This window comes from Kribbella sp. NPDC059898 (genome assembly GCF_042730855.1).
Taxonomy (GTDB): domain Bacteria; phylum Actinomycetota; class Actinomycetes; order Propionibacteriales; family Kribbellaceae; genus Kribbella.
The window spans coordinates 309,833-329,471 of sequence record NZ_JBHWKR010000007.1; the positions used below are offsets into that span (position 1 = coordinate 309,833).

The window sequence follows — 19,639 nt, forward strand, 5'->3', positions numbered from 1 at the left end:
ATGGATTACGGACAACCGTTTACCAGGTGACCTGAGTCAGCTTGGCCAGGATGTCGGCGAGACACTACTCGGGGGGATGCTCGTCATGGTCGAGCCAACCGGACCTGACGTCGTCCGGGGTCATGCCGGGGATCAGCTCGACATGCCCCGTGTAGGCCTCGTCGATCGCCCAGACCGGTCCGTCGTGCTCGTCCGGGAGGAGCGAACGCACCCACAGCATCACCTCGACGGCCTGCTCGTTGGTGCCATCGGTCGAAATCGCATCACCGGTTCCGAAATGGAAGATCTGGAACCACGGCTCGCCCGGTCGACTGACACGAGCCGTGACATCGATCGAGGACTGATCGTCGGCCGATTCGGAGATGATCTTTGTCTGCTGCCCGAACCGCTGGACGACCGCTTCTTCGAAGCGCGCGCGATCGATCGTGAAGGTCCCTGGTTCCGGAGAAAGCACAATGATGTTCGGCATCAGTCCTCCTCCGGCCGCACCTGCACGTCGAGGTCTATGTCGTCGCCCAGGACCTTCCTCGCCCGGTCTCCGAGGAAGGCGGCCGCTGCAGCAGTGTTGGTCACGATTCTCATCCTCTCAACCGGATTCGCAGCGTAACGGATCACGCGCGCATAGCGTTCCATCTCCTTGTCGAATCCGCCCATCGCACGCTCAAGGATGTGTTGGGGCGCGTTGCCCTCGTACAAGCTCCTCGCCGGCCGAGCCACGTACTTCACCTCCACCGCGACCACGCGGTCGGGATCGACTGCCAGGCCGTCCGCCCAGATACCGACGTCAGGCTCGTCCGTCTCCAGAGCAACCTCGTAGTCGCCTGCATTCGCCCGCTGGAAGTCAGCCCAAGGCGCGCCAGAGGTGACTGCCTTGACATGCGCGGATTCGCCGACCCAATCCTCCACCCACTGTTTTCGCCGCGCAGGATCTTCCCAGCGTTCCGCATCGGGATAGGACGCGCCGGACGACGCGTCGATGCCTCCCCGCGGCGCCGCACCCTCAGAACCGCCAATGTCTGCGGGTTTGCCTCTCGCAAGGAACGCGGCCAGCGCGTCCAAGTCGGCAATCGTACCTGTGTCATGTCCATCCCAACGGATGGTGAAGTCGAGGCTCTGATGGTGAATGTCGATGCGGGCGCCGAGATCGGCTGCCCGCTTCGCGGTGTGCAGGACTTGGTCTGCATCCGCGGGGGCCATCTGGTCGAGCGAGTTGTGCGCGTCGTACACGCCCGGACGAAAGCACTCGCCGAGCGCTTCACGCCGATTCGACGGATCAAACGCCAGCCCAGCCAGCGCTCCGTCACCGCGAACGACCGGCACGCCGGGTTCTGACGGAGCGTCCGTGGCCGCCTCGCTGATGCGCAGTCCGGGTCCGCCGTTCGGCACGGCTCGGTTATCGGCCGTGCTGTCTTCTCTCGGCTGAGCGGGCTGGTCCTGTGGCTCGGAATCATAGTGATCAGAGGGTCCGAATTGCCGGTGCAGATCCGCGTCTACCAGGAGCACGGTGTGCCCGTCACTCGTCTTGTGCCAGGCCTTGCCATCAGGTGTGCTGCCCCAGCCGAACAGCTCGTTGGCGCGATCGTCGGCGTTCGGGGTGTCATGACCGTTGTCAAGGTGGACCGTCTTGCTCGCGTATCTGGACAGGTCTGGGTGCCCGGCGTCGTCGTACCGGACACCGTCAGGGAACCGCTCGCGGGACGCCTCCCGCACTGGAACCGTTGTGCCGGCCAGTTCGGGCCTGGCCTGCGCGTCGGTCGGCTCGTCGGCTCGAGACCGGTCTCTTGGCTCTCGGCGGGTGTAGGTCAGTTCGTCCCGTCGACTGATGTCGCCTGCGGGGTACGGCGGGTCGCCGCGCCGCCAGTGACCGGCGACGAAGTCACGTTGCCGCTCTGGATCGAGCGGCCGGTTGTCAGGCCCCTCGACGGGCTCAGTCCGGAACCGCTCCAGCGCCTTCTCCTGCTTGGCATTGCGCTCGTCCCAGAACGCCTGCTTCTCAGCGTCCGAGACCTTTCTTGTTCCGTCGTACTCCGGCGGGCCTTGTCGCACTTCGTACCTGGTGATCTCCAACTCGTGCGCGCATCGACCGTCCTCGGCAGCCGCAGCCTCATTGGCCTCGAACTGCTCACGGCGAACGCCGCGCTCTGCGGCCTCCGCGATCCGCGCCTCGCGCGCCTGCTGCGCCGACCTGGCGATCTCAGCACGCATCCGCCAGTCGCGACGCGCGAGGCTCAACCGATCAGCTGACTCACCGGTTTCCGTTCGAGGCCGGTCGTGTTCCTCATCCGAATCGTCGCGCGGGTTGTCGTTATCCGATTCCCGCTGCGACCCGTCACCCCTGTCGCGCCCTGGACGAAACTCACGCACTTCCCCTCCTACTTGTACCGCTGCCAGAGTTCGTTGGCACCGGACCGGAGGGTGGACAGACGATGCGCATGGACCTTCGCGATTTCCGGACGGTTCCGAAGATCGGTGATGACACTCGTCACGAGGACGAGCTCGCGAATGCGGCGTAGTACAGGCCAGGACGGCAACGTCGTCACATCGAGCCCGTACGTTGACGCCAGAGACTCATGGTCCTGAATCGCGCCGAAACGAAGGGCGCTCACTGCGGCAACAACCAGATCGTAGGCAAGTGGGCCGACACTGGTTCCGTCGAAGTCGCAGAAGACGAACCGACCGGTCGGCTCCCTGAGGAGATTGCCGATGTAGGCGTCTCCGTGCAGCAGACCGACCTGGAGATCGGGAAGGATCGCTCGGTAGCCGGCTTCGACCTCCGCCCACTGCTGGGTGAGCCAGGCGTGATCGTCCGGAGCTAGGCCGTCGGCCATGGCTAGTCGACTTCGTGCGCTGCTGAAGGGGTCCCACGGTTTGAGGCCTTGCGGCGGGGTGAGGGCATGCCAGTCAAGCAGCGGCACGGCCAGTTCAGCGCCGGTCCATGCAGGGTTCCCTGCCTCCAGTAGTTCCCAGATGGTTGCTGAGTAGTTCTCGAAGACCACGGGTTCGCTCACGCCCGATGCGAGCTTGGCGGCGGGTGCGTCGTTGGATTGCAGCCAGGTCGCGATTCCGGCTACGTGGTCGGCGCGCTGGCCCGCAAGGTCGCCGGCACCGAACCGTACTACGACATGCTGACTCGGCAACCGGAACACAGCGTTGTTCGTGTACTTGACGAGTTCCGCCCCGTCGGCAACCAGGCCGGCCTCTTGACAGATGCCTTTGAGGGCATGCCTGAGTTTCTGGTCGAGCTCGGGCGTTACGTCGGTCATGCGGTCAGTGCCTTCAGCGCCGTATTGCGGGCAAATGCGAGCTGGTGCATGAGGTCCTTCGCGTCGGGGTTGTCCGAGAGACCGGAGGCCGCAGTCGCGATCTCTGCTAAGCGGCTGATGCCACGTCCGCTCCGTAGGTTCTGAGTCTCCGTGACCACCGAGTGAGCGATCGCAATGCCGCTGTCGACTTCGTCGGTACGCAGCAGGTTTGTCGAGAGGATGATGCGGTCGAAGGTCCGGCTCCGTCGTGGCCTGTCCTCACCGGACTCGTCGAGCGCTTGCTGCGAGAAAGCCACGGCACGTTCGGCGTACTCCCTGCTCTGTCTCGGATCCTTGGCGTAGCTTGCGAGCGAGTTGTAGACCAGAGCCTGGTGGCCGGTGTAGTCGCCGGGTGTGAAGTACAGAGTTGTCCACGGCGACACCCGGCTCTTGTCCGCCCGACCCATCTCGTGCACAGCACGGGCAAGACAGTCCTTGACATGATCATGTTTTCCGAGCATTGCGTATGCGAGGGCTTCGTTCGCGTGGAGGCGGGCGACCTCAGCAGGATCCCCGGCATCCTGCGCTGCAAGTTGCCCGAGTTGCAGCATCTTGAGCGCCTCCACCGGCTGCGCCTCCTGCATGCTCACACGTCCAAGGCGATACAGGGTCGACGAGGCGAGCGAGGGCTCGTCGGCGCCCTTGGCCAGCACCAGTGCGTTCATTAGGAAACGTCTTGCGGATGACTGGTCTCCGATGTCGTGGAACGACCAGCCGAGCATGCTGCTGAAGTCTGCGAGCGAGATCTTCAGCTCCCGATGTGTCTGAGCGTCCGCTGTCGAATGGATCATCCGTCTGGCGTACCCGTAGAACCCGCGGGCAGCGTCCACTGCGGCTCCACCGCCGTAGCGTTGGTCCACCTTGCGCAACTGGACAGTCATCGAGACGACCTGCTGTACATCGGAGTCGGTGATGACAGACGGCACAGCCGCGACACCATTGGAGAACTGGGGCAGCCACTTCTTGGCCTCATCGTTCACCGAACCGAAAGCCACACTCGCGACCGCACCCGCGAAGTTTCTCCGATCCTCGATCGTCAGCTCATGGGTCTCATCCGAGTCGGATTGGGACGTAGCGCTGTAGGCCAGGCCCATCAGGCCACGCGGGATCTCGAGGGCGTCGGCGATGCGTTCCAAGACGTCGTACGCCTTGACCTGGCGGCCTTTGAGGATCTCTGAAACCTCGCCCTGAGACTGGCACGTGCGCGCACCGATCTGCGTCTGACTCCAACCGTGCCGCTGCATCCAGCGAAAGACCCCCGCCACGTCGCGGCGCGCCAGTACCGCGCGCAACTCCGGGCGATCCCACCAACCGGAGTCCAGTGGCGGCTGCGATGCCGTCATGGTCACTCCTTGTCGCTAGCTGACTCTGCGAAGTTAACCCGCGCGCATCCGCCGAGTCTATCGGCCGTGCCGATACGTCCTGTGGATGAGCACAACCCGTAGTGGCATAGCCCGCCCCAGGGTCATCGTCTGAATACACAGCGTGAGACGCCCGGGAGCAAGTCGGGCCGGCTCACCGCCCGGCAAGGAGGTTCGAAACGTGACGACACCGCTCCTCATCGTGTCATGCATCGCGGCGGTCTTGACGATCGCGATGCTGACGGATGTATTGCGAGATCTCGGTGGCAGAAATGACTGACGATGGTGCCGGCGACCGGCTCCAGGTGCGGGTGTTTTTCGGCGAGCACACGATCGCCGAGTACGCCGGTGACGGCGCTGGAGCACTGCGCTACGCAGAGGCCATGCGGCGGCGTTTCCCGAGTCTTCGGGTGAGCACCGAGCCGCTGCCGCGGAAGCTCGTACAGCGATGACTGCGATCACTGTGGGTTCGACGTCGGACTACGTCGTACAGGCCTACGGCTACATCAGAAAGCACTTCCTCATGAGCGAGGCGGAGCTGGCCAAGGCGCGGCACCTCGTGGTGGACACGGCGCGGCGGCTGAACCTGCAGTTGATCGCAATCCACGTCGAGGAGATCGAGACCTCGCCCGAGGCGTTCCATGACCTGCTCGCTGCCGTGATGCGCAACGAGCAGCGAACGATCATCGCCCCTGACATCCAGCACTTCGAGGTCGCGGGCGACGCGGCGGTAGTCGCCGCCCGGCTCGAATCCAACGGCATCAAGATCATCGTCTGCGGCTGATGATCGAAGCGACAGCCAGACGGGACAGCGCCGCGTCGAACCAGCCGGCGCTGGGACTCATATCGATGCTCTTCATGAGAGACGACCACGAGCTCGTCACAACCCATGCGTGGCTGATCAGGTGCGCCGACAACCACGGGCTGCTGCTGAAGAAGCTGTACGTCCACAGCGGCGGATCACCAGACACCATCCTCCATCTGCTCGGCACGCTGCTGGAGTTCGACGGCGTACCACTTGTCGTACCCAGCCTGCATCACCTGTGGACTCTCGGCCATCCGCTGCACGTCCGCGATCACCTGCAACATATCGGCCACGATGTAATGACCGCCTACAAGCCGGCTGAGCGGGCGTGCTGAGAAGGGGACATCCCTCAATCTCCTCAAGTCCCCAGCACTCCGCGTCCGTTCCGCCGTCCCACCGGGATCGACCCACCGGCTACCTCACCAACCCGTGTGCCGATCCCGCCCCGAAGCTGCATCCGCTCGGAGCCCTGCACGCCGAGCGGATGCAGCACGACGTACCGACGCCCGCAGTACGACATCAAACGAGGAAGAATGAACTTCCGGCCCATCGACGAGCGAGTCATCCGCAACTATCCCCCTGCCCAGGGGCGCATCACTCAGGAAACCACCGAGGTCATCGACAGGGATCGGGCTTACTGGTTCGCGCGAGGCTACCTCTGCGGGGACCCCGCGGTTGCGCGATCGCTCGTGCGCGATCTTGCGCCGAGTCTGCCAACACGGGATGACCCCGAAGACAACGCGGATCTCCAAGCCGATGTGCTTGGTCTGTTGTTCGCGGCCACGCTCATGACCAGCGGCCGACGCAACCAACTGGTGGACCGCTTCGAGGTCACCGGCGCACCCAACCCAGCCAGGCGCACAACTCCCAATCTATCTTCTGTCTTTCTTTGTATCTCTTCTTACATTCCTGCCGACCGTCGCGGGGCCGCCGACCGTAGCCACGCATCCAACTCCCTCATTGTCTTTCTTTTCTTTCCTCTTCTCTTCTCTCTTCTTTACCCGATGAACGGCGTGAGCGCGGCCAGGAAGTCGTCGAGACGCTCCGCGTGCACCCAGTGGCCGGCCTCTGGGACCTCGGCGTAGGTGACGTGCGGGAAGTACGACGCGATGGTCGCGCGGTGGTCCTGCCGGACGTACTCGGACTTGCCGCCGTAGATGAAGCGGGTCGGTCCGTCGTAGTGCAAGCCGTCGGCCGACGGCCAGCCGGAGATCTCCGGGAGGGCAGCCTCGATGACCGGGAGGTTGGGGCGCCAGCGGGCGCCGTCCGCGTCCAGGATCAGGTTCTGCAGCAGGAAGGCGCGGGTGCCGGGGGTCGGTACGGCGGCCACCAGCTGCGCGTCGACCTCGGCGCGGCGGGTGACCGAGGAGAGGTCGGCGTTGCGCATCGCGCGGGCGTACTCGACGAAGGCCGGCGGGTACGCGACCGGCGCGGCGTCCACCACGACGAGCCGCTCGACCACCGCGGGGTGCCGCAGCGCGGTCAGCATCGCGGTCTTGCCGCCCATCGAGTGCCCGACCAGCGCGACCGGCCCGACGCCGAGCGACTCGATCGTCTCCCGGACGTCGTCGGCCATCTCCGGGTAGCTCATTGTCGCGACGTGCGGCGACGTGCCGTGGTTGCGCAGGTCGAACGCGAACACCCGGTGCCGGTCCGCGAGTCGCCGGGCCGCGGTCATCCAGTTCCGCCCCGAGCCGAACAGCCCGTGCATCACCACGACCGGCGTACCCGCCTCGCCGTACGACGTGACCGGAAGCTTCATCCGTACAACACCTTTCACCGGCTCCGTTGCCAGCACGCGGTGTGCCAGTGGCGCCGTTCGTCGAGGGACTGCGCACCGCCCAGCGCACCGAGCAGGCTGGGGTTGTCCGGCCACACCACGACGTGCGGCGTGGCCGGCGGAATCTGCTGGTCACAGCCCGGGCAGCGGTACGACTTCGCCGACGCCGACCCGGAGACCCGCCGCACGTTCCACTCGCCGTCCGCCTTCGCCTCCCGGGACTGGGTACCACCGAGCAGCGGCCGGTCACTGACCGGCCGCTGCCACTTGGAAGGCTTCCTGCGCGACATAGCCCCTCAAGGCTAGTCGTATGACCTAGGTCACCCCGCCCGAAGTTCCTCGCCGACCGCGTGCATGTGGCGCAAGCCCATGCGGTACGAATCGATCAGGCCCGTTGAAACGTAGGGCATTCCGATGCTTTCGCAGTACTCCCGGACGATCGGCTGGGCGAACCGGAGGTTGGCGCGCGGCATGCTCGGGAACAGGTGGTGCTCGATCTGGTAGTTGAGCCCGCCCATCATCCAGTCGACGACCAGACCACCGTTGACGTTCCGCGAGGTCAGCACCTGCTTCTCCAGGTGACCCCAGTTGCAGTCCTCGTCGGGCATCTCCATGCCCTTGTGGTTCGGCGCGAACACGCTGCCGAGGTGCAGCCCGAAGACCATGTGGTGGACCAGCGCGAACACCAGCGCCTGGGCCGGCGACATGATCAGGAACAGCGCGCTGAAGTACAGCACCAGGTGCACAGCCATCAAGCCCAGCTCGAGCTTCTCGGTACGGCGGCGCGCGAGCAGGAAGCGGATGCTCGAGACCTTGAGGTTGAAGCCCTCCAGGGTGAGCAGCGGGAAGAAGATGCGCGCCTGGTTGCGGGTCAGCCAGCCCTCGAGACCCTTGCGGCCCTCGGCCTGCTGGAGGGTCCAGACGAAGACGCCCTCGCCGACGTCCGGGTCCTTGTCGGTGTGGTTCGGGTTCGCGTGGTGGCGGTTGTGCTTGTCGTTCCACCAGGCGTAGCTCATGCCGAGGACCAGGTTGCCGTGCAGCATCCCGATCCAGTCGTGCAGCTTGCGCGAGCTGCCGATCTGCTGGTGGCCGGCGTCGTGCCCGAAGAACGCGGCCCGGGTGGTCAGGATCCCGAGCGGCAGCGCCAGCAGGATCACCCACCACGACGCCCCGACCGCGGCGATCCCGGCCCAGGTGAGCGCCATCAGGCCGACGTTGATCCCGATCGCCATCGCGTACGCCGCGGTCCGGCGTTCCAGGAGTCCGGCTGCCTTGATCTCCCGTAACAGCGGGGAGAAATCGGAGCCGCGGGCAGCAACGGATGACACGATTGGCTGAGCCATCAGGTCCTCGTCTCGAAGTCGGGGGGGGCCTAGGCGTACAGCCGCGGCCAGCGTACGGCATCAACCCTCTGCGCCCCAACCGCTGAAAACATGAGAGCTACTACCCGAATACCGGGGGGTGACAGGCCTCCGGCGGGAGTGGAGTTAACCCCACCGCGCCTGAGCACACGCTGAGTCATGATGGAGGACATGAGCACCGTCGTCACCACCACCGAGGCACCGCCGATGCGGTACCCGAAGTTCGCCCAGCCGTGGATCGCGCTGTTCCTGGCGATCCTGGCCGAACTGGGGATCGCCCTGTTCGTGCTGAGCGTGGTGTCCGTGCCGCTGATCGCGGTCTGGGTGGGCATCCCGCTACTGCTCGTGGTCGTCCCGACCGCGCGCTGGTTCGCGAACTGTCACCGGACGATGCTGGCCGGCTTCCTCGGCGAGCGGATCCCGCGGCCGTACAAGCAGCCGCCGCTCCCCGGCATGCTGATGCGGCTGCGGACTATCCTCACCGACCCGCAGACCTGGCGGGACATCGCCTGGCTGCTGGTGAACGCGGTCTTCGGCTTCACGCTCTGCCTGCTCAGCGCCGTACTGTTCCTGGCGACGCTCTTCTACCTCGTCTACCCGCTGCTCGTCGGCGTCACGCCGGAAGGTGTCTTCACCGAGCCGTTCGGCGGGCTGTTCCACGTCGACTTCTGGTCCAGCTTCCTGATGATGCCGGTCGCCCTGGTCGCGTTCCTGATCTGGCAGGCGGCCGGCGAGCGGCTGCTGAAGGCCAACGCGTTCATGGCCCGCTCGCTGCTCGGCCCGACCGAGAGCGCCAAGCTGGCGATGCGGGTCCGTGAGCTGTCCGAGTCCCGCGCCGAGACCGTCGACACCCAGGCCGCCGAGCTGCGCCGGATCGAGCGGGACCTGCACGACGGCGCCCAGGCCCGGCTGGCCGCGCTCAGCATGAACCTCGGCATGGCCGAGGAGATGGTCGCCCGCGACCCGGCCCAGGCGGCGGCGCTGCTCACCGAGGCCCGGGAGTCCGCGAGTACGGCGCTGTCCGAGCTGCGCGACCTGGTCCGCGGCATCCACCCGCCGGTGCTCGCCGACCGCGGCCTCGAAGGTGCCGTGAAGGCGCTCGCGCTGACCTGCCCCTTCAAGGTCGACGTCACGTTCGACGTCCCCGGCCGGCCGGCCGCGCCGGTCGAGTCCGCGGCGTACTTCGCGGTCGCCGAATGCCTCGCGAACGCGGTCAAGTACTCGGCCGCCACGAACGCGTGGATCCAGATCACCCACGAGGAAGAGAAGCTGCACATGATCGTCGGCGACGACGGCGTAGGAGGCGCTACCGTCAGGCCCGGCGGCGGTCTGTACGGTATCGAGCGGCGGCTGGCCGCCTTCGACGGTACGTTGACCGTGGTGAGCCCGAGCGCCGGGCCGACCACCGTGATCATGGAGCTGCCTTGCGAGTCCTCATCGCTGAAGACCACGCCCTCCTCCGGGACGGCCTGATCCGCCTGCTGGAGGCGCACGACTTCGAGGTCGTGGAAGCGGTCGACAACGGACCCCGGCTGGTGCCCGCGCTCGTCGAGCACCGGCCGGACGTCGCGGTGGTCGACGTGCGGCTGCCACCGACGTTCACCGACGAGGGCCTGAAGGCCGCGATCGACGCCCGTACCCAGGTCCCGGGCCTGCCGATCCTGGTGCTCTCGCAGTACGTCGAGCAGCTCTACGCCCGTGAGCTGCTCACCGGCGGCGGAGGCGGCGTCGGGTACCTGCTCAAGGACCGGGTGTCGAACGTCGCCGAGTTCCTGGACGCGGTCCGCCGGGTCGCCGGCGGCGGCACCGCGATGGACCCGGACGTGATCGGCCAACTGCTGGCCCGCAGTACCAAGGACTCCCCGGTCAGCCGGCTCACGCCCCGCGAGTCCGAGGTCCTCGGCCTGATGGCCGAAGGCCGCTCGAACGCCGCCATCGCGAGCGCGCTGTTCGTCACCGAGAAGGCGGTCAGCAAGCACACCAACAACATCTTCGCCAAGCTCGACCTCCCACCGTCCGAGGACGACAACCGCCGCGTGATGGCGGTCCTCACGTACCTCTCGTCGCGTTGATCCTGCTGAGGAACTCGCGCGTGCGGGTCTCCCGCGGGTCCTGCAGGACCTGATCCGGCGGGCCGACCTCCAGGGGACGGCCCTGGTGCAGGAAGCAGACCTGGTCGGCGACCTCGCGGGCGAAGGACATCTCGTGGGTGGAGACGATCATCGTCATCCCCTCGGACTTGAGTTCGCGGAGCAGGTCGAGGACCTCGCCGACGAGCTCCGGGTCGAGCGCGGAGGTGACCTCGTCGAGCAGCATCAGCTGGGGTGAGTTGACCATCGCGCGGGCGATCGCGGCGCGCTGCTGCTGGCCGCCGGACAGCTCGTCCGGTTTGGCGGCCGCCTTGTCCGCGAGGCCGACCCGGTCCAGCATCTGCAAGGCCCGGGCGCGGGCCGTCTCCCGCGGTTGGCGGTGCACCCGGATCGGGGCCAGCGTGATGTTGTCCAGCACGGTCAGATGCGGGAACAGGTTGTACGACTGGAACACGATCCCGATTCCGGACCGCACCTTGTCCGCGTCCACCCGCGGATCGGTGATGTCCTGGCCCGCCAGCTCGATCACGCCGTCGTCGACGGTCTCCAGCAGGTTCACGCAGCGCAGCAGCGTCGACTTCCCGGAGCCGGACGCCCCGATCAGTACGACGCACTCCCCCGCCGCGACGTCCAGGTCGAACCCGTCCAGTACGACGTTGTCGCCGTACGCCTTCCGTACCCCGCGCATCGTCAGCAGGCTCATACCGGTCCGCCTCCCCCGCCGTACCAGCCCTGTCTGCGGGCCACGTAGTCGGTCAGCCGGGTCAGCGGGATCGTCAGCGCGACGAACAGCAGCCCGGCGACGACGTACGGCGTGAAGTTGAAGTCCTCGGCCGTCTCGAGTTGCGCGGCCCGGATCGCGTCGATCACTCCGAGGACGGCGATCAGCCCGGAGTCCTTCTGCAGGCTGACGAAGTCGTTCAGCAGCGGCGGCAGCACCCGGCGTACGGCCTGCGGGAGTACGACGAACCGCAACGTCTGGCGGTACGACAACCCGAGCGACCGCGCCGCCGCCCGCTGGGACGGATGGACCGACTCGATCCCGGCGCGGAACACCTCGGCGACGTACGACGAATACGTCAGCACCAGCGCGGCGCCGCCCCAGATCACCGCCTGGTTCGGCAGTCCGCGCAACTGCAACGCCGGTACGCCGAAGCCGAGCAGGAAGATCACCAGCAGCAACGGCAGACCGCGGAACACGTCCGTGTACGCCGCCGCGAACACGCGCAGCGGGAAGAAGATCGGCCCGCGCAGCGTGCGCATGATCGCCAGCGTCATCCCGAGTACGACGATCAGGACCGCGCAGACGAGCATCACCCGGACGTTCAGCCAGAGGCCCTGGGCAACGATCGGCAGCGCCTGCCAGCCGCGGTGGACGTCGAAGAACGTCGCCCGGACCCGCGGCCAGCCCGGCGTGGAACCGATGCCCACGACCACCAGCGCGAGCAAGACCACCGAGCTGACCAGGGCGATCAGCGTCGACCGCCGCGCCTGCCGCTGCCGGTAGGCGATCCGCTCTCGCTGAAGCTTGGACGGTTGCCAGGTAGTCACGAGAGTTCGGGGGCGCCCGACTCGGTCAGGTACTGCTTCTGGAGGTTGGCCAGCGTGCCGTCCGCCTTCAGCGCGTCGACCGCCTGGGTGACGCAGCCGGTCAGCTTCGAGCCCTTCGCGAGCACGAACCCGAACTGCTCCGCCTTGCCGCCGGCGGGCAGCTGGCCGACGATCTTGCCGTTGTCGAGCTGCGCCGAGGTCATGTAGAACGCGGTCGGCAGGTCCACCACGATGCCGTCGATCTGCTTGTTCTTCAGCGCCTGCACGGCCAGGTCGTTGGTGTCGAACACGGCCGGCGTCTGCTTCGGCTTCACGACGTCGCGGAGCTCGGTGTAACTCGTCGTACCGACCTGGGCACCGAGCTTCGCGTCGGCCAGGTCGGCGAGCGACTTGGCATTCGCGATCTTGCTGCCCGCGGTGGTGATCACGGTCTGCCGGACGTCGTAGTACCCGGAGGAGAAGTCGACGGCCTTGCGGCGCTCGTCGGAGATCGACACCTGGTTCACGTCCAGGTCGAACGCCTTCGGGCCGGGCGCGAACGCGGTGTTGAACTGCACCGTCTGCCACTTCACCTCGGCCTGCTCGAACCCGAGCTGCTTCGCCACCGCGTAGGTGACCGCCGACTCGTACCCCTTGCCGTTAGCCGGGTCGTTGTTGCTGAACCACGGCTCGTACGCCGGCTTGTCGGTGCCGACCGTCAACGTACCGGCCGTCTTGACCGCCAGCTTGTCCTTCGCGCAGGCGTCCGCGCCCGACGGCATCGGCGACCGCGCCGTGTTGTCCTCCGGCGCACACGCTGCCAGCCCCACGACCGCCAGCACGGCCAGCCCCACCACAATTCTCATGCGCAGAACTCTAAGACCTCTTGCGGTACCCGGTGGGACTTGATCCGGTATGCAGTCGGAAGCGGGTCGCGAAGTAGAGCGGGTCGGCGTACCCGACCTGGGCGGCGACCGAGGCGACGGTGCGGCTGGTGAGTTCGAGGAGGCGGGCGGCGGCGTCCAGGCGGCGGTGCTCGACGAACTGTTGCGGGGTGACACCGAGCTGCGCGCGGAACAGGTGCGCGAAGCGGGAGGTCGACAGATTCACCGCGCGGGCCAGCCGCGGTACGTCGAGGTTCGCGGTCAGGTCCTGGTCGATCAGCTCGATCGCGCGCAGCAGGCGGTCGTCGATCTGGACCGCCTTCGGGTTCTGGGTGTCGCACCAGAGCAGCGCGGCCTCGAGCGAGTTCGCGCTGAGCTGCTCGGCCTGCGGAAGGACGCTGTGCTGATGCCGTACGGCGTCCCTCAGGTGGTCGGCGATCCGCTCGAAGCTGGGCTGGGCCGGGTGCAGCTGGACGATGCCGGGGGCAACCTCCGGCCAGTCGAGGAGCGGCAGCCAGTCGGGCTTCGGGTGCATGTGCGAGTACAGGAAGTGCCAGCGGTCGCCGACCGTCGCGTAGTCGTGTTCGGTGCCTGGTCTGACCAGTGTGACGGTGCCCGGCGTGGCGGCGACCTGACCGAATCGTCCCTGTCCGGTGAGGGTCTGCACCAGTAGCCAGTCGGTCGTCCCGCGGCGCCGGTACGTCGCGTACTCAGGCCCTTCGTCGAACTCACCGACCACCAGCCGACGGACCGTCGGATGCGGTGACTCAGCAGGATATCGAAGGTTCACAGCTCGATAGGCTATCGTCCGCCGGGCTTTTGGGGCCTGATCCTGGAGGCATGACAGTCGCCGAGGTATACCAGCGGGACGGCATTGTCCAGGTCCCGCAGCTGCTCGAGCCCGCCGAGGTCGAGCGGATCCGGAAGGTCTACATGGAGCAGGTCGAGGCCGACCTCTCCCTCGCCCACGACGACGGGGTCCCCGACGACGACCCGCTGAAGAAGTACCCGCGGTTCGTGCACCCGCACCGGCGGACCGACACCGAGGCCGGCGCGATCGCGCTCGACCTGATGCTCGACAGCCGGATCCTCGATGTCGTCCAGGCCCTGATCGGCCCGCCGCTCGGCGCCCAGTCGATGTTCTACTTCAAGCCTCCGGGCGCCCGCGGCCAGGCTCTGCACCAGGACAACACGTTCCTGCGCGCCGACCCCGAGACCTGCCTGGCGGCCTGGATCGCCATCGACGACGTCGACTCCGCGAACGGCGGCCTTCAGGTCGTCCCCGGCTCCCACCGCACCGACCTGCTCTGCCCCGAACCGGCCGACCTCTCCGAGTCCTTCAGCAACGCCCAGGTCGCCGTACCCGAAGGCCTCTCCAAGGTCCAGACCAAGATGACCGCCGGCGACGTCCTCTTCTTCCACGGCAGCGTCGTCCACGGCTCCCGCCCCAACACCACCGCGGACCGCTTCCGCCGCGCCCTCATCTTCCACTACATCCCCGAGGACAGCGTCGAGATCGCCTCCTTCTACAACCCCCTGATCCGCCCCGACCACCGGGAAACAGTCCTCCCCGAAGCCCTCGGCGGCGGCCCCTGCGGCGACTACGCGGAAATGGAACCGTAGCTCCTACCGAGCCGCACGGGTCAGCGGTCGCGGGTGTGGTCCGGGCGGGGGTGGGAGGTGGGGCGCGCGCTGGTCGTCGGGGGCGGGGCGGTGATGCCGTGGGGTGGGGCGAGGCCGCTGGAGGCTACCCGGTGGGCGATGGCTATGCGGGCGTCGATGCGGGACTCCGGGGCCGGGCTGCGGCCGTGGTCCGCGGGAGTGGCGCGGGCGGCCTGGCGCATCATCGCGTCGCTGACCACGTCACGGACCGGATCCGCGACCTCCGGGTCGTGCCGCAGCAACCCGCGTGCGGTCTGCCGGAACTGGTCCATCTCCGCGGGTGTCGGCGGACGATCGCGCTCGTCGAGCATCGCCTGCCGCGCACCGGGTTCGCGCTCCATCGTCCCGTCGGGCAGCCGGTGGTTCTCGTACAGCACATTGCCGTCCCGGTCGACGACGTAGATCTCATCGACGTACGCCTGCGCCTCGAGCGCATGCGCCGCATCCGGCGCCCCCCGATAAGCCTGATCATGCAACCGCGGCTCCACCCACCGCCCGATGCCGTGGTCGTCCACGGACTGCTGGTAGCGGTCCGCCACGCTCAGCAGGCTGTTCGCATCGTTGGTGGCGACGTAGACCACGGCGACCCGGTAGCCCTCGTCGGCGAATCCGTCGACCCATGGCTTCGCACCCTGTTCCCAGGACAGCGGCGCGCTGGCGACCACGTCGTACTGTGTCTCGCCTTTGGTCAGATGGTCGAGACAGCGTCTGTGCAGCTCCGGCGGCAGGCTTTCGTGGACGTCGCGATGCGCGTCGATGCGTCCTTTGCTCAGGATCTTGGAGTACCGCGGATGCGCCGCCGCGTTGTCGTCGAAGTCGTACGAAGCCGTGGTGTCGTCGCCGAGCGCTCGGCGTACGGCCCGCTGGGTGGTCGACTTGCCGGCACCGGGCTGAGCACCGATGAGCACCGCCAGCGGGCGCACTCCTGGTGCTCTCGAGGGCGCCGCTGCCGGGGTGATCTCCTCGAGACGTCGCGCCGTGACCGCGTCGGCTTCCGCCCGTGACAGCGTCAGATCGTTCATTCGCCGAGCTGTGCCCGCAGCTGTGCCAGGATCTCCGGGTAGGTGCGAAGGACTTCCTGCCGTTCCGCCGCCGACATCGAGTTCTGGCGGCGGAACTCTTCGTCGTAGTGCGCGCGTTGTGCGATCAGGTCGGCTCGGCGCTCCTCGTCGGTCTCCAGGTTGACGAGCGAGTTGTACCGCGTCGCCACGCCTTGGATCATGTTGAAGACGCGCTCACGTTCCTTGCGTTCCTCGTGGGTCATCGGCGGGATGAGATTGCCGCCGAGGGCTTCGGTGATGTGTTGTTTGCGCTCGTCGGGCATGTTCGCAGGGTAGCCCGTGGGGTGGATCAGCTGCTGTAGTCGCGGAAACCTCGGCCGGTCTTGCGGCCGAGGTAGCCCGCTGTCACCAGGTGTTCGAGGAGGGGGGCCGGGGCGAAGCCGGGTTCACGGAATTCGAGGTAGAGGGTGCGTTGGATGGCGAGGGAGACGTCCAGGCCGACCACGTCCAGGAGGGCGAACGGGCCCATCGGAAGGCGGCAGCCCAGTTTCATCGCGGCGTCGATGTCGTCGACGCCGGCGTAGTGGGCCTCGAGCATCCGGACGGCGTCGTTCAGGTACGGGAACAGCAGGGCGTTGACGATGAAGCCGGCGCGGTCGCCGCAGCGGACCGGGTGTTTGCCGGCGGCAACGGCTACGCCGGCGACCGTGTCGGCGACCTCGGCGGAGGTGCTGACCGTGCTGACCACCTCGACCAGCTGCATCACCGGTGCGGGGTTGAAGAAGTGCAGGCCGACCACGTCGGACGGGCGCCTGGTCGCCATCGCCAGGTCGATGACCGGCAGCGACGAGGTCGTGGTGGCCAGGATCGCGCCCGGCTTGCAGATCTCGTCGAACGACTCGAACAGCGCCTGCTTGACGCTCAGCTCCTCGACCACGGCCTCGATCATAAGGTCCACGGACGCGAGGTCGTCGAGCTTCGCCGTACCGGTCACCCGGCGCAGCGCGGCGTCCCGCTCCTCCGAGGACAGCTTGCCGCGCTGGACGCCCTTCTCCAGCGAGCGTTCCAGCACCGCGCGGACGCGGTCCACCTTCTCGGTGCCGCGGGCGACGTACAGCACGTCGTACCCGGCCTTCGCGAGCACCTCGACAATGCCGACGGCCATCGTCCCGGAGCCGACGACGCCGACCTGCTGGACGGCCCGTACGGCGATGTCGTCCCCGGCGGGCGCCGGGGTGTTCTCGTCGTCGACCACGACCGGCGAGTCGGCCGCCTCGTAGGTGTAGAAACCGCGCCCGGTCTTCCGGCCGAGCAGCCCGGCGGTGACCATCTGCTTGAGAATCGGCGCCGGCGCGTGCAGCCGGTTCCGGCCCTGCTTGTACATCGTGTCGAGGATCTCGTACGCCGTGTCCAGCCCGATCAAGTCGAGCAGCGCCAGCGGACCCATCGGGTACCCGCAGCCGAGCCGCATCGCCGCGTCCACGTCCTCACGGGTCGCGTACCGGGACTCCACCATCGACACCGCGTGGTTCAGGTACCCGAACAGCAGCGCGTTCGCGATGAACCCGGCCCGGTCGGCCGCCACCACCGGGACCTTGTCCAGCCGCCGGGCCAGCGCCTGTACGTCGTCCACCACATCCGGCTCGGTGACGACGGTCTTGATCACCTCGACGAACTCCTGCACCGGCGCCGGGTTGAAGAAGTGCATGCCGACCACGCGCCGCGGCCGCTGCGTGGCGACCGAGATCTCGGTGACCGACAACGACGACGTGTTGGTGGCGAGGATCGCGTCCTCGCGGACGATCTTGTCCAGCGCGGCGAAGATCTCGCGCTTCAGCTCGAGCCGCTCGACGACCGCCTCGATCACCAGGTCGCAGTCCGCCAGCGCCTCCATCGTGGTCGCGAACGTGACCCGGTCGAACAGCGCCTGCTGGTCCTCGACCGACAGCTTGCCGCGCTTCACGGCCCGGTCGGTGGAGTGCTGGATGTGCCCGCGGCCGCGCTCGGCGGCGTCCTCGTCCCGCTCCACGCCGACCACGGTCAACCCGTGGCGCGCGAACACCTCGGCAATCCCGGCGCCCATCGTGCCGAGACCCACCACACCCACTGTCGTCAATTCCCGAGCCATGCTGTGCACTATGCCAGTCCGGGTCCAAATCCTGCACAGCTCCGCCCATGAGATCGGTCACCGGGGAGGTCAACCTCACACGGGCTCGTCGATCACGACCGGTGTGAGGGACCAGCCGTCGAGCAGCCACCACACGTCGGGCGCGCCCTGCAGCGCCGCCGCGATCGGCCGCGGCCGGAGGTCCCGCGTGGTCAGCTCGGTCAACGGCAGCCACACAGGTCGGTAGCCGCCCACGCCAGGCTGGAACTCCGGCCCGTCGCCGGTACCGAACTCGCCGCCGATCACGTCCGCGGTGAAGTAGCGCTGCGTGCTGTCCCCGAAGTGCACGACGGCGACCGCGTCACGGATCTTCACCAGCAGCCCGAGCTCCTCGTACACCTCCCGCCGCGCCGCCTCCGCCGCACTCTCGCCGTCCTCCACCTGCCCACCGGGAAGCACGTGGTACGTCGACCCGCCGCGGACCCGCTCGATCGCCGCGAGCCCGTCGGCCGTGAGCAGTACGACGCCCGCCCGCATCACGCGCGCCCCGCCAGGACCTGGAACCAGGTGCCGATCTTGGACTCCGTCCGTTCGAGCTGCTCGACCGTCCATCCGGACGCCGTCAGCAGGTCGCGCAGCGGGGCCTCCTGCCAGAGCACGAAGTGGCGCGGCAGGTCCAGGTGCCGGCTCGACCACTCCTCCCCCTTGCCCTCCCGGGTCGCGAACGCCAGGACGGGCGCGCAGCGGGCCGACTTCCGCAGTACGGCGGTCAGCTCGGCCCGGTCGAAGTGCAGGAACACCGCGCTCGCGTAGACCGCGTCGTACGGGCCGCCGTACTCGTCGGTGAGCGCGTTCAGCTCGTCGGCGGCGTGCCCGTCGGCGCGCATCATCTCGACGAACGCCCGGGTCGCGTCGGTACGGCGTACCGCGAATCCGCGACGCTCGAGCTCGATCGCATCGCGGCCGGTGCCGCTGCCGAGTTCGAGCACCCGTCCGCCCGGGGCGATCCGGGCCGCGAGCAGGTCGATCAGCGCGTTGTTCGGGTCCTTCGGGATCGTGTCGCGGAACTTGTCCGGGGCCTGCTCGTACGCGGCCAGCGTGAGCTCGTTGTCGGAGGCGATCCGGGTCCAGCCGTCGCCGGTGTGCTCGACGACCGCGGGAAGCTTCAGGCCGAGGTCCAGCCCGAGGACGACGACGGCCTCGCCGCGGTGCAGGTCGGCGATGGCCTGCAGTTCGGCGTCTGGGTGCTGAGTAAGCTCGGGTACGACGGTCAACCGGACGCCGAGGTGCTCCGCCAGCCGGGAGCCGGCCGCCGCCTCGAAGGGGCCGGCGTACACCTGGGCGACCCGCTCGGCGACCTCCGGGTCCTGGCCGTCGGCGGGCAGCAGCAGGATCCGCGCGGGACACATCAGGTTCATCGGGCGACGTACTCCAGGGCCTCGGCGGCGTACTCCGCCCAGACGGCGGACCGGTCGAGCGGGATCTTCACCCACTCCTTCATCGGCCTCCCCATACCCGGATCGAACTGTTCCACTCCTTCGAGCGCCAGCGCCCGTTCCCGCAGCTCCGGCGGCAGCTTGAAGGTCATCGCGTCGCCGAACATCCCCGCGACCACCTTCTTGCCGATCTTCAGACACGGCATCCCGAACATGCTCCCGCGCACCACCCCGGCCGCCTCGAGCCCGTCCGCGACCGCGTCGTATGCCGCCACCGCCTCGTCGCTCACCTTCGGCATCATGCTCACCACCTTCCCACT

General features: G+C 67.7%; 23 protein-coding genes. 6 read left to right on the plus strand and 17 right to left on the minus strand.

Features of this window, described 5'->3' with window-relative positions; translation table 11 throughout:
• Positions 1–64: 64 nt before the first annotated feature.
• Genes ACFV9C_RS23740 through ACFV9C_RS23755 form a run of 4 tightly spaced genes read right to left on the minus strand, consistent with a single transcriptional unit; the run spans position 65 to position 4,645 of the window.
• On the minus strand, positions 65–469 hold the full coding sequence (locus tag ACFV9C_RS23740; RefSeq protein ID WP_380196768.1) for a hypothetical protein: 405 nt from the start codon (positions 467–469) through the stop codon (positions 65–67).
• On the minus strand, positions 469–2,364 hold the full coding sequence (locus ACFV9C_RS23745; RefSeq protein ID WP_380196769.1) for a restriction endonuclease fold toxin-2 domain-containing protein: 1,896 nt from the start codon (positions 2,362–2,364) through the stop codon (positions 469–471). The genes ACFV9C_RS23740 and ACFV9C_RS23745 overlap by 1 nt, the downstream gene beginning before the upstream one ends.
• 8 nt (positions 2,365–2,372) lie before the next feature.
• Entirely contained in the window at positions 2,373–3,263 is an 891-nt protein-coding gene (locus ACFV9C_RS23750; protein WP_380196771.1) for a phosphotransferase, read from the minus strand.
• Positions 3,260–4,645, minus strand: coding sequence for a helix-turn-helix domain-containing protein (locus tag ACFV9C_RS23755; protein WP_380196773.1), 1,386 nt, complete (start codon positions 4,643–4,645; stop codon positions 3,260–3,262). Before ACFV9C_RS23755 ends, ACFV9C_RS23750 begins: the two co-directional genes overlap by 4 nt.
• A 290-nt stretch (positions 4,646–4,935) precedes the next feature.
• On the opposite strand from ACFV9C_RS23755, the gene ACFV9C_RS23760 reads away from it, so the two are divergent.
• From ACFV9C_RS23760 to ACFV9C_RS23770, 3 genes are all read left to right on the plus strand, one after another.
• Entirely contained in the window at positions 4,936–5,115 is a 180-nt protein-coding gene (locus ACFV9C_RS23760) for a hypothetical protein (RefSeq protein WP_380196775.1), read from the plus strand.
• Positions 5,112–5,447, plus strand: a complete 336-nt coding sequence (locus tag ACFV9C_RS23765; protein WP_380196777.1) for a hypothetical protein — start codon at positions 5,112–5,114, stop codon at positions 5,445–5,447. The genes ACFV9C_RS23760 and ACFV9C_RS23765 overlap by 4 nt, the downstream gene beginning before the upstream one ends.
• 65 nt (positions 5,448–5,512) lie before the next feature.
• Entirely contained in the window at positions 5,513–5,803 is a 291-nt protein-coding gene (locus ACFV9C_RS23770) for a hypothetical protein (RefSeq protein ID WP_380196778.1), read from the plus strand.
• 662 nt (positions 5,804–6,465) lie between these two features.
• On the opposite strand, the gene ACFV9C_RS23775 is transcribed toward ACFV9C_RS23770, so the two are convergent.
• Genes ACFV9C_RS23775 through ACFV9C_RS23785 form a run of 3 tightly spaced genes read right to left on the minus strand, consistent with a single transcriptional unit; the run spans position 6,466 to position 8,591 of the window.
• The gene (locus ACFV9C_RS23775) at positions 6,466–7,230 is read right to left on the minus strand and encodes an alpha/beta fold hydrolase (RefSeq protein WP_380196779.1); all 765 of its coding nucleotides are present in this window, start codon (positions 7,228–7,230) and stop codon (positions 6,466–6,468) included.
• Between the two features lie 14 nt (positions 7,231–7,244).
• Complete coding sequence (locus ACFV9C_RS23780; RefSeq protein WP_350274463.1) at positions 7,245–7,538, minus strand: hypothetical protein; 294 nt, start codon at positions 7,536–7,538, stop codon at positions 7,245–7,247.
• Between the two features lie 30 nt (positions 7,539–7,568).
• Positions 7,569–8,591, minus strand: a complete 1,023-nt coding sequence (locus tag ACFV9C_RS23785; RefSeq protein WP_380196782.1) for a fatty acid desaturase family protein — start codon at positions 8,589–8,591, stop codon at positions 7,569–7,571.
• A 189-nt stretch (positions 8,592–8,780) separates the two neighbouring features.
• Here ACFV9C_RS23785 and ACFV9C_RS23790 point away from each other — a divergent pair, with 189 nt between their 5' ends.
• The gene (locus ACFV9C_RS23790) at positions 8,781–10,082 is read left to right on the plus strand and encodes a sensor histidine kinase (RefSeq protein ID WP_380196784.1); all 1,302 of its coding nucleotides are present in this window, start codon (positions 8,781–8,783) and stop codon (positions 10,080–10,082) included.
• Positions 10,034–10,681: a response regulator transcription factor gene (locus ACFV9C_RS23795; RefSeq protein ID WP_344188373.1), complete on the plus strand. Its 648-nt coding sequence runs from the start codon at positions 10,034–10,036 to the stop codon at positions 10,679–10,681. The genes ACFV9C_RS23790 and ACFV9C_RS23795 overlap by 49 nt, the downstream gene beginning before the upstream one ends.
• Here ACFV9C_RS23795 and ACFV9C_RS23800 read toward each other — a convergent pair.
• Genes ACFV9C_RS23800 through ACFV9C_RS23815 form a run of 4 tightly spaced genes read right to left on the minus strand, consistent with a single transcriptional unit; the run spans position 10,659 to position 13,903 of the window.
• Positions 10,659–11,402, minus strand: a complete 744-nt coding sequence (locus tag ACFV9C_RS23800) for an amino acid ABC transporter ATP-binding protein (RefSeq protein ID WP_380196786.1) — start codon at positions 11,400–11,402, stop codon at positions 10,659–10,661. The two genes, ACFV9C_RS23795 and ACFV9C_RS23800, sit on opposite strands and share 23 nt — an antisense overlap.
• Positions 11,399–12,250, minus strand: a complete 852-nt coding sequence (locus ACFV9C_RS23805; RefSeq protein ID WP_380196788.1) for an amino acid ABC transporter permease — start codon at positions 12,248–12,250, stop codon at positions 11,399–11,401. Before ACFV9C_RS23805 ends, ACFV9C_RS23800 begins: the two co-directional genes overlap by 4 nt.
• Complete coding sequence (locus tag ACFV9C_RS23810) at positions 12,247–13,095, minus strand: ABC transporter substrate-binding protein (protein WP_380196790.1); 849 nt, start codon at positions 13,093–13,095, stop codon at positions 12,247–12,249. Before ACFV9C_RS23810 ends, ACFV9C_RS23805 begins: the two co-directional genes overlap by 4 nt.
• Positions 13,096–13,105: 10 nt before the next feature.
• Entirely contained in the window at positions 13,106–13,903 is a 798-nt protein-coding gene (locus ACFV9C_RS23815; RefSeq protein ID WP_380196792.1) for a helix-turn-helix domain-containing protein, read from the minus strand.
• Positions 13,904–13,953: 50 nt separating this feature from the next.
• Here ACFV9C_RS23815 and ACFV9C_RS23820 point away from each other — a divergent pair, with 50 nt between their 5' ends.
• Positions 13,954–14,736: a phytanoyl-CoA dioxygenase family protein gene (locus ACFV9C_RS23820; RefSeq protein ID WP_380196794.1), complete on the plus strand. Its 783-nt coding sequence runs from the start codon at positions 13,954–13,956 to the stop codon at positions 14,734–14,736.
• 20 nt (positions 14,737–14,756) lie between these two features.
• Here the strand turns inward: ACFV9C_RS23820 and ACFV9C_RS23825 are convergent, their stop codons facing one another.
• The 6 genes from ACFV9C_RS23825 to ACFV9C_RS23850 form a co-directional block, all read right to left on the minus strand.
• Positions 14,757–15,797, minus strand: coding sequence for a zeta toxin family protein (locus ACFV9C_RS23825; protein ID WP_380196795.1), 1,041 nt, complete (start codon positions 15,795–15,797; stop codon positions 14,757–14,759).
• Complete coding sequence (locus tag ACFV9C_RS23830; protein ID WP_380196797.1) at positions 15,794–16,099, minus strand: hypothetical protein; 306 nt, start codon at positions 16,097–16,099, stop codon at positions 15,794–15,796. The genes ACFV9C_RS23825 and ACFV9C_RS23830 overlap by 4 nt, the downstream gene beginning before the upstream one ends.
• A 26-nt stretch (positions 16,100–16,125) precedes the next feature.
• Positions 16,126–17,904 carry a 3-hydroxyacyl-CoA dehydrogenase family protein gene (locus tag ACFV9C_RS23835; RefSeq protein WP_380196798.1) on the minus strand — a complete coding sequence of 593 codons (1,779 nt, stop codon included), beginning with the start codon at positions 17,902–17,904 and terminating at the stop codon, positions 16,126–16,128.
• A gap of 75 nt (positions 17,905–17,979) precedes the next feature.
• Positions 17,980–18,420 (minus strand): NUDIX domain-containing protein, encoded by a 441-nt coding sequence (locus ACFV9C_RS23840; protein WP_380196961.1) that lies wholly within the window; start codon positions 18,418–18,420, stop codon positions 17,980–17,982.
• Positions 18,420–19,301 (minus strand): class I SAM-dependent methyltransferase, encoded by an 882-nt coding sequence (locus ACFV9C_RS23845; RefSeq protein WP_380196800.1) that lies wholly within the window; start codon positions 19,299–19,301, stop codon positions 18,420–18,422. The genes ACFV9C_RS23840 and ACFV9C_RS23845 overlap by 1 nt, the downstream gene beginning before the upstream one ends.
• A complete protein-coding gene (locus ACFV9C_RS23850; RefSeq protein ID WP_380196802.1) occupies positions 19,298–19,621 on the minus strand; it encodes a hypothetical protein in 324 nt (107 codons plus the stop codon). Before ACFV9C_RS23850 ends, ACFV9C_RS23845 begins: the two co-directional genes overlap by 4 nt.
• Between the last annotated feature and the right edge of the window lie 18 nt (positions 19,622–19,639).

Excerpts from the sequence above, each read along its gene's own strand:
- ACFV9C_RS23750 (WP_380196771.1), bottom strand. The coding sequence starts at position 3,263 with ATGACCGACGTAACGCCCGAGCTCGACCAGAAACTCAGGCATGCCCTC.
- ACFV9C_RS23790 (WP_380196784.1), top strand. The coding sequence starts at position 8,781 with ATGAGCACCGTCGTCACCACCACCGAGGCACCGCCGATGCGGTACCCG.
- ACFV9C_RS23840 (WP_380196961.1), bottom strand. The coding sequence starts at position 18,420 with ATGCGGGCGGGCGTCGTACTGCTCACGGCCGACGGGCTCGCGGCGATC.
- ACFV9C_RS23850 (WP_380196802.1), bottom strand. The coding sequence starts at position 19,621 with ATGATGCCGAAGGTGAGCGACGAGGCGGTGGCGGCATACGACGCGGTC.
- ACFV9C_RS23825 (WP_380196795.1), bottom strand. The coding sequence starts at position 15,797 with ATGAACGATCTGACGCTGTCACGGGCGGAAGCCGACGCGGTCACGGCG.
- ACFV9C_RS23740 (WP_380196768.1), bottom strand. The coding sequence starts at position 469 with ATGCCGAACATCATTGTGCTTTCTCCGGAACCAGGGACCTTCACGATC.
- ACFV9C_RS23800 (WP_380196786.1), bottom strand. The coding sequence starts at position 11,402 with ATGAGCCTGCTGACGATGCGCGGGGTACGGAAGGCGTACGGCGACAAC.
- ACFV9C_RS23760 (WP_380196775.1), top strand. The coding sequence starts at position 4,936 with ATGACTGACGATGGTGCCGGCGACCGGCTCCAGGTGCGGGTGTTTTTC.
- ACFV9C_RS23810 (WP_380196790.1), bottom strand. The coding sequence starts at position 13,095 with ATGAGAATTGTGGTGGGGCTGGCCGTGCTGGCGGTCGTGGGGCTGGCA.
- ACFV9C_RS23835 (WP_380196798.1), bottom strand. The coding sequence starts at position 17,904 with ATGGCTCGGGAATTGACGACAGTGGGTGTGGTGGGTCTCGGCACGATG.
- ACFV9C_RS23780 (WP_350274463.1), bottom strand. The coding sequence starts at position 7,538 with ATGTCGCGCAGGAAGCCTTCCAAGTGGCAGCGGCCGGTCAGTGACCGG.
- ACFV9C_RS23830 (WP_380196797.1), bottom strand. The coding sequence starts at position 16,099 with ATGCCCGACGAGCGCAAACAACACATCACCGAAGCCCTCGGCGGCAAT.
- ACFV9C_RS23755 (WP_380196773.1), bottom strand. The coding sequence starts at position 4,645 with ATGACGGCATCGCAGCCGCCACTGGACTCCGGTTGGTGGGATCGCCCG.
- ACFV9C_RS23770 (WP_380196778.1), top strand. The coding sequence starts at position 5,513 with ATGCTCTTCATGAGAGACGACCACGAGCTCGTCACAACCCATGCGTGG.
- ACFV9C_RS23785 (WP_380196782.1), bottom strand. The coding sequence starts at position 8,591 with ATGGCTCAGCCAATCGTGTCATCCGTTGCTGCCCGCGGCTCCGATTTC.
- ACFV9C_RS23845 (WP_380196800.1), bottom strand. The coding sequence starts at position 19,301 with ATGAACCTGATGTGTCCCGCGCGGATCCTGCTGCTGCCCGCCGACGGC.
- ACFV9C_RS23765 (WP_380196777.1), top strand. The coding sequence starts at position 5,112 with ATGACTGCGATCACTGTGGGTTCGACGTCGGACTACGTCGTACAGGCC.
- ACFV9C_RS23820 (WP_380196794.1), top strand. The coding sequence starts at position 13,954 with ATGACAGTCGCCGAGGTATACCAGCGGGACGGCATTGTCCAGGTCCCG.
- ACFV9C_RS23775 (WP_380196779.1), bottom strand. The coding sequence starts at position 7,230 with ATGAAGCTTCCGGTCACGTCGTACGGCGAGGCGGGTACGCCGGTCGTG.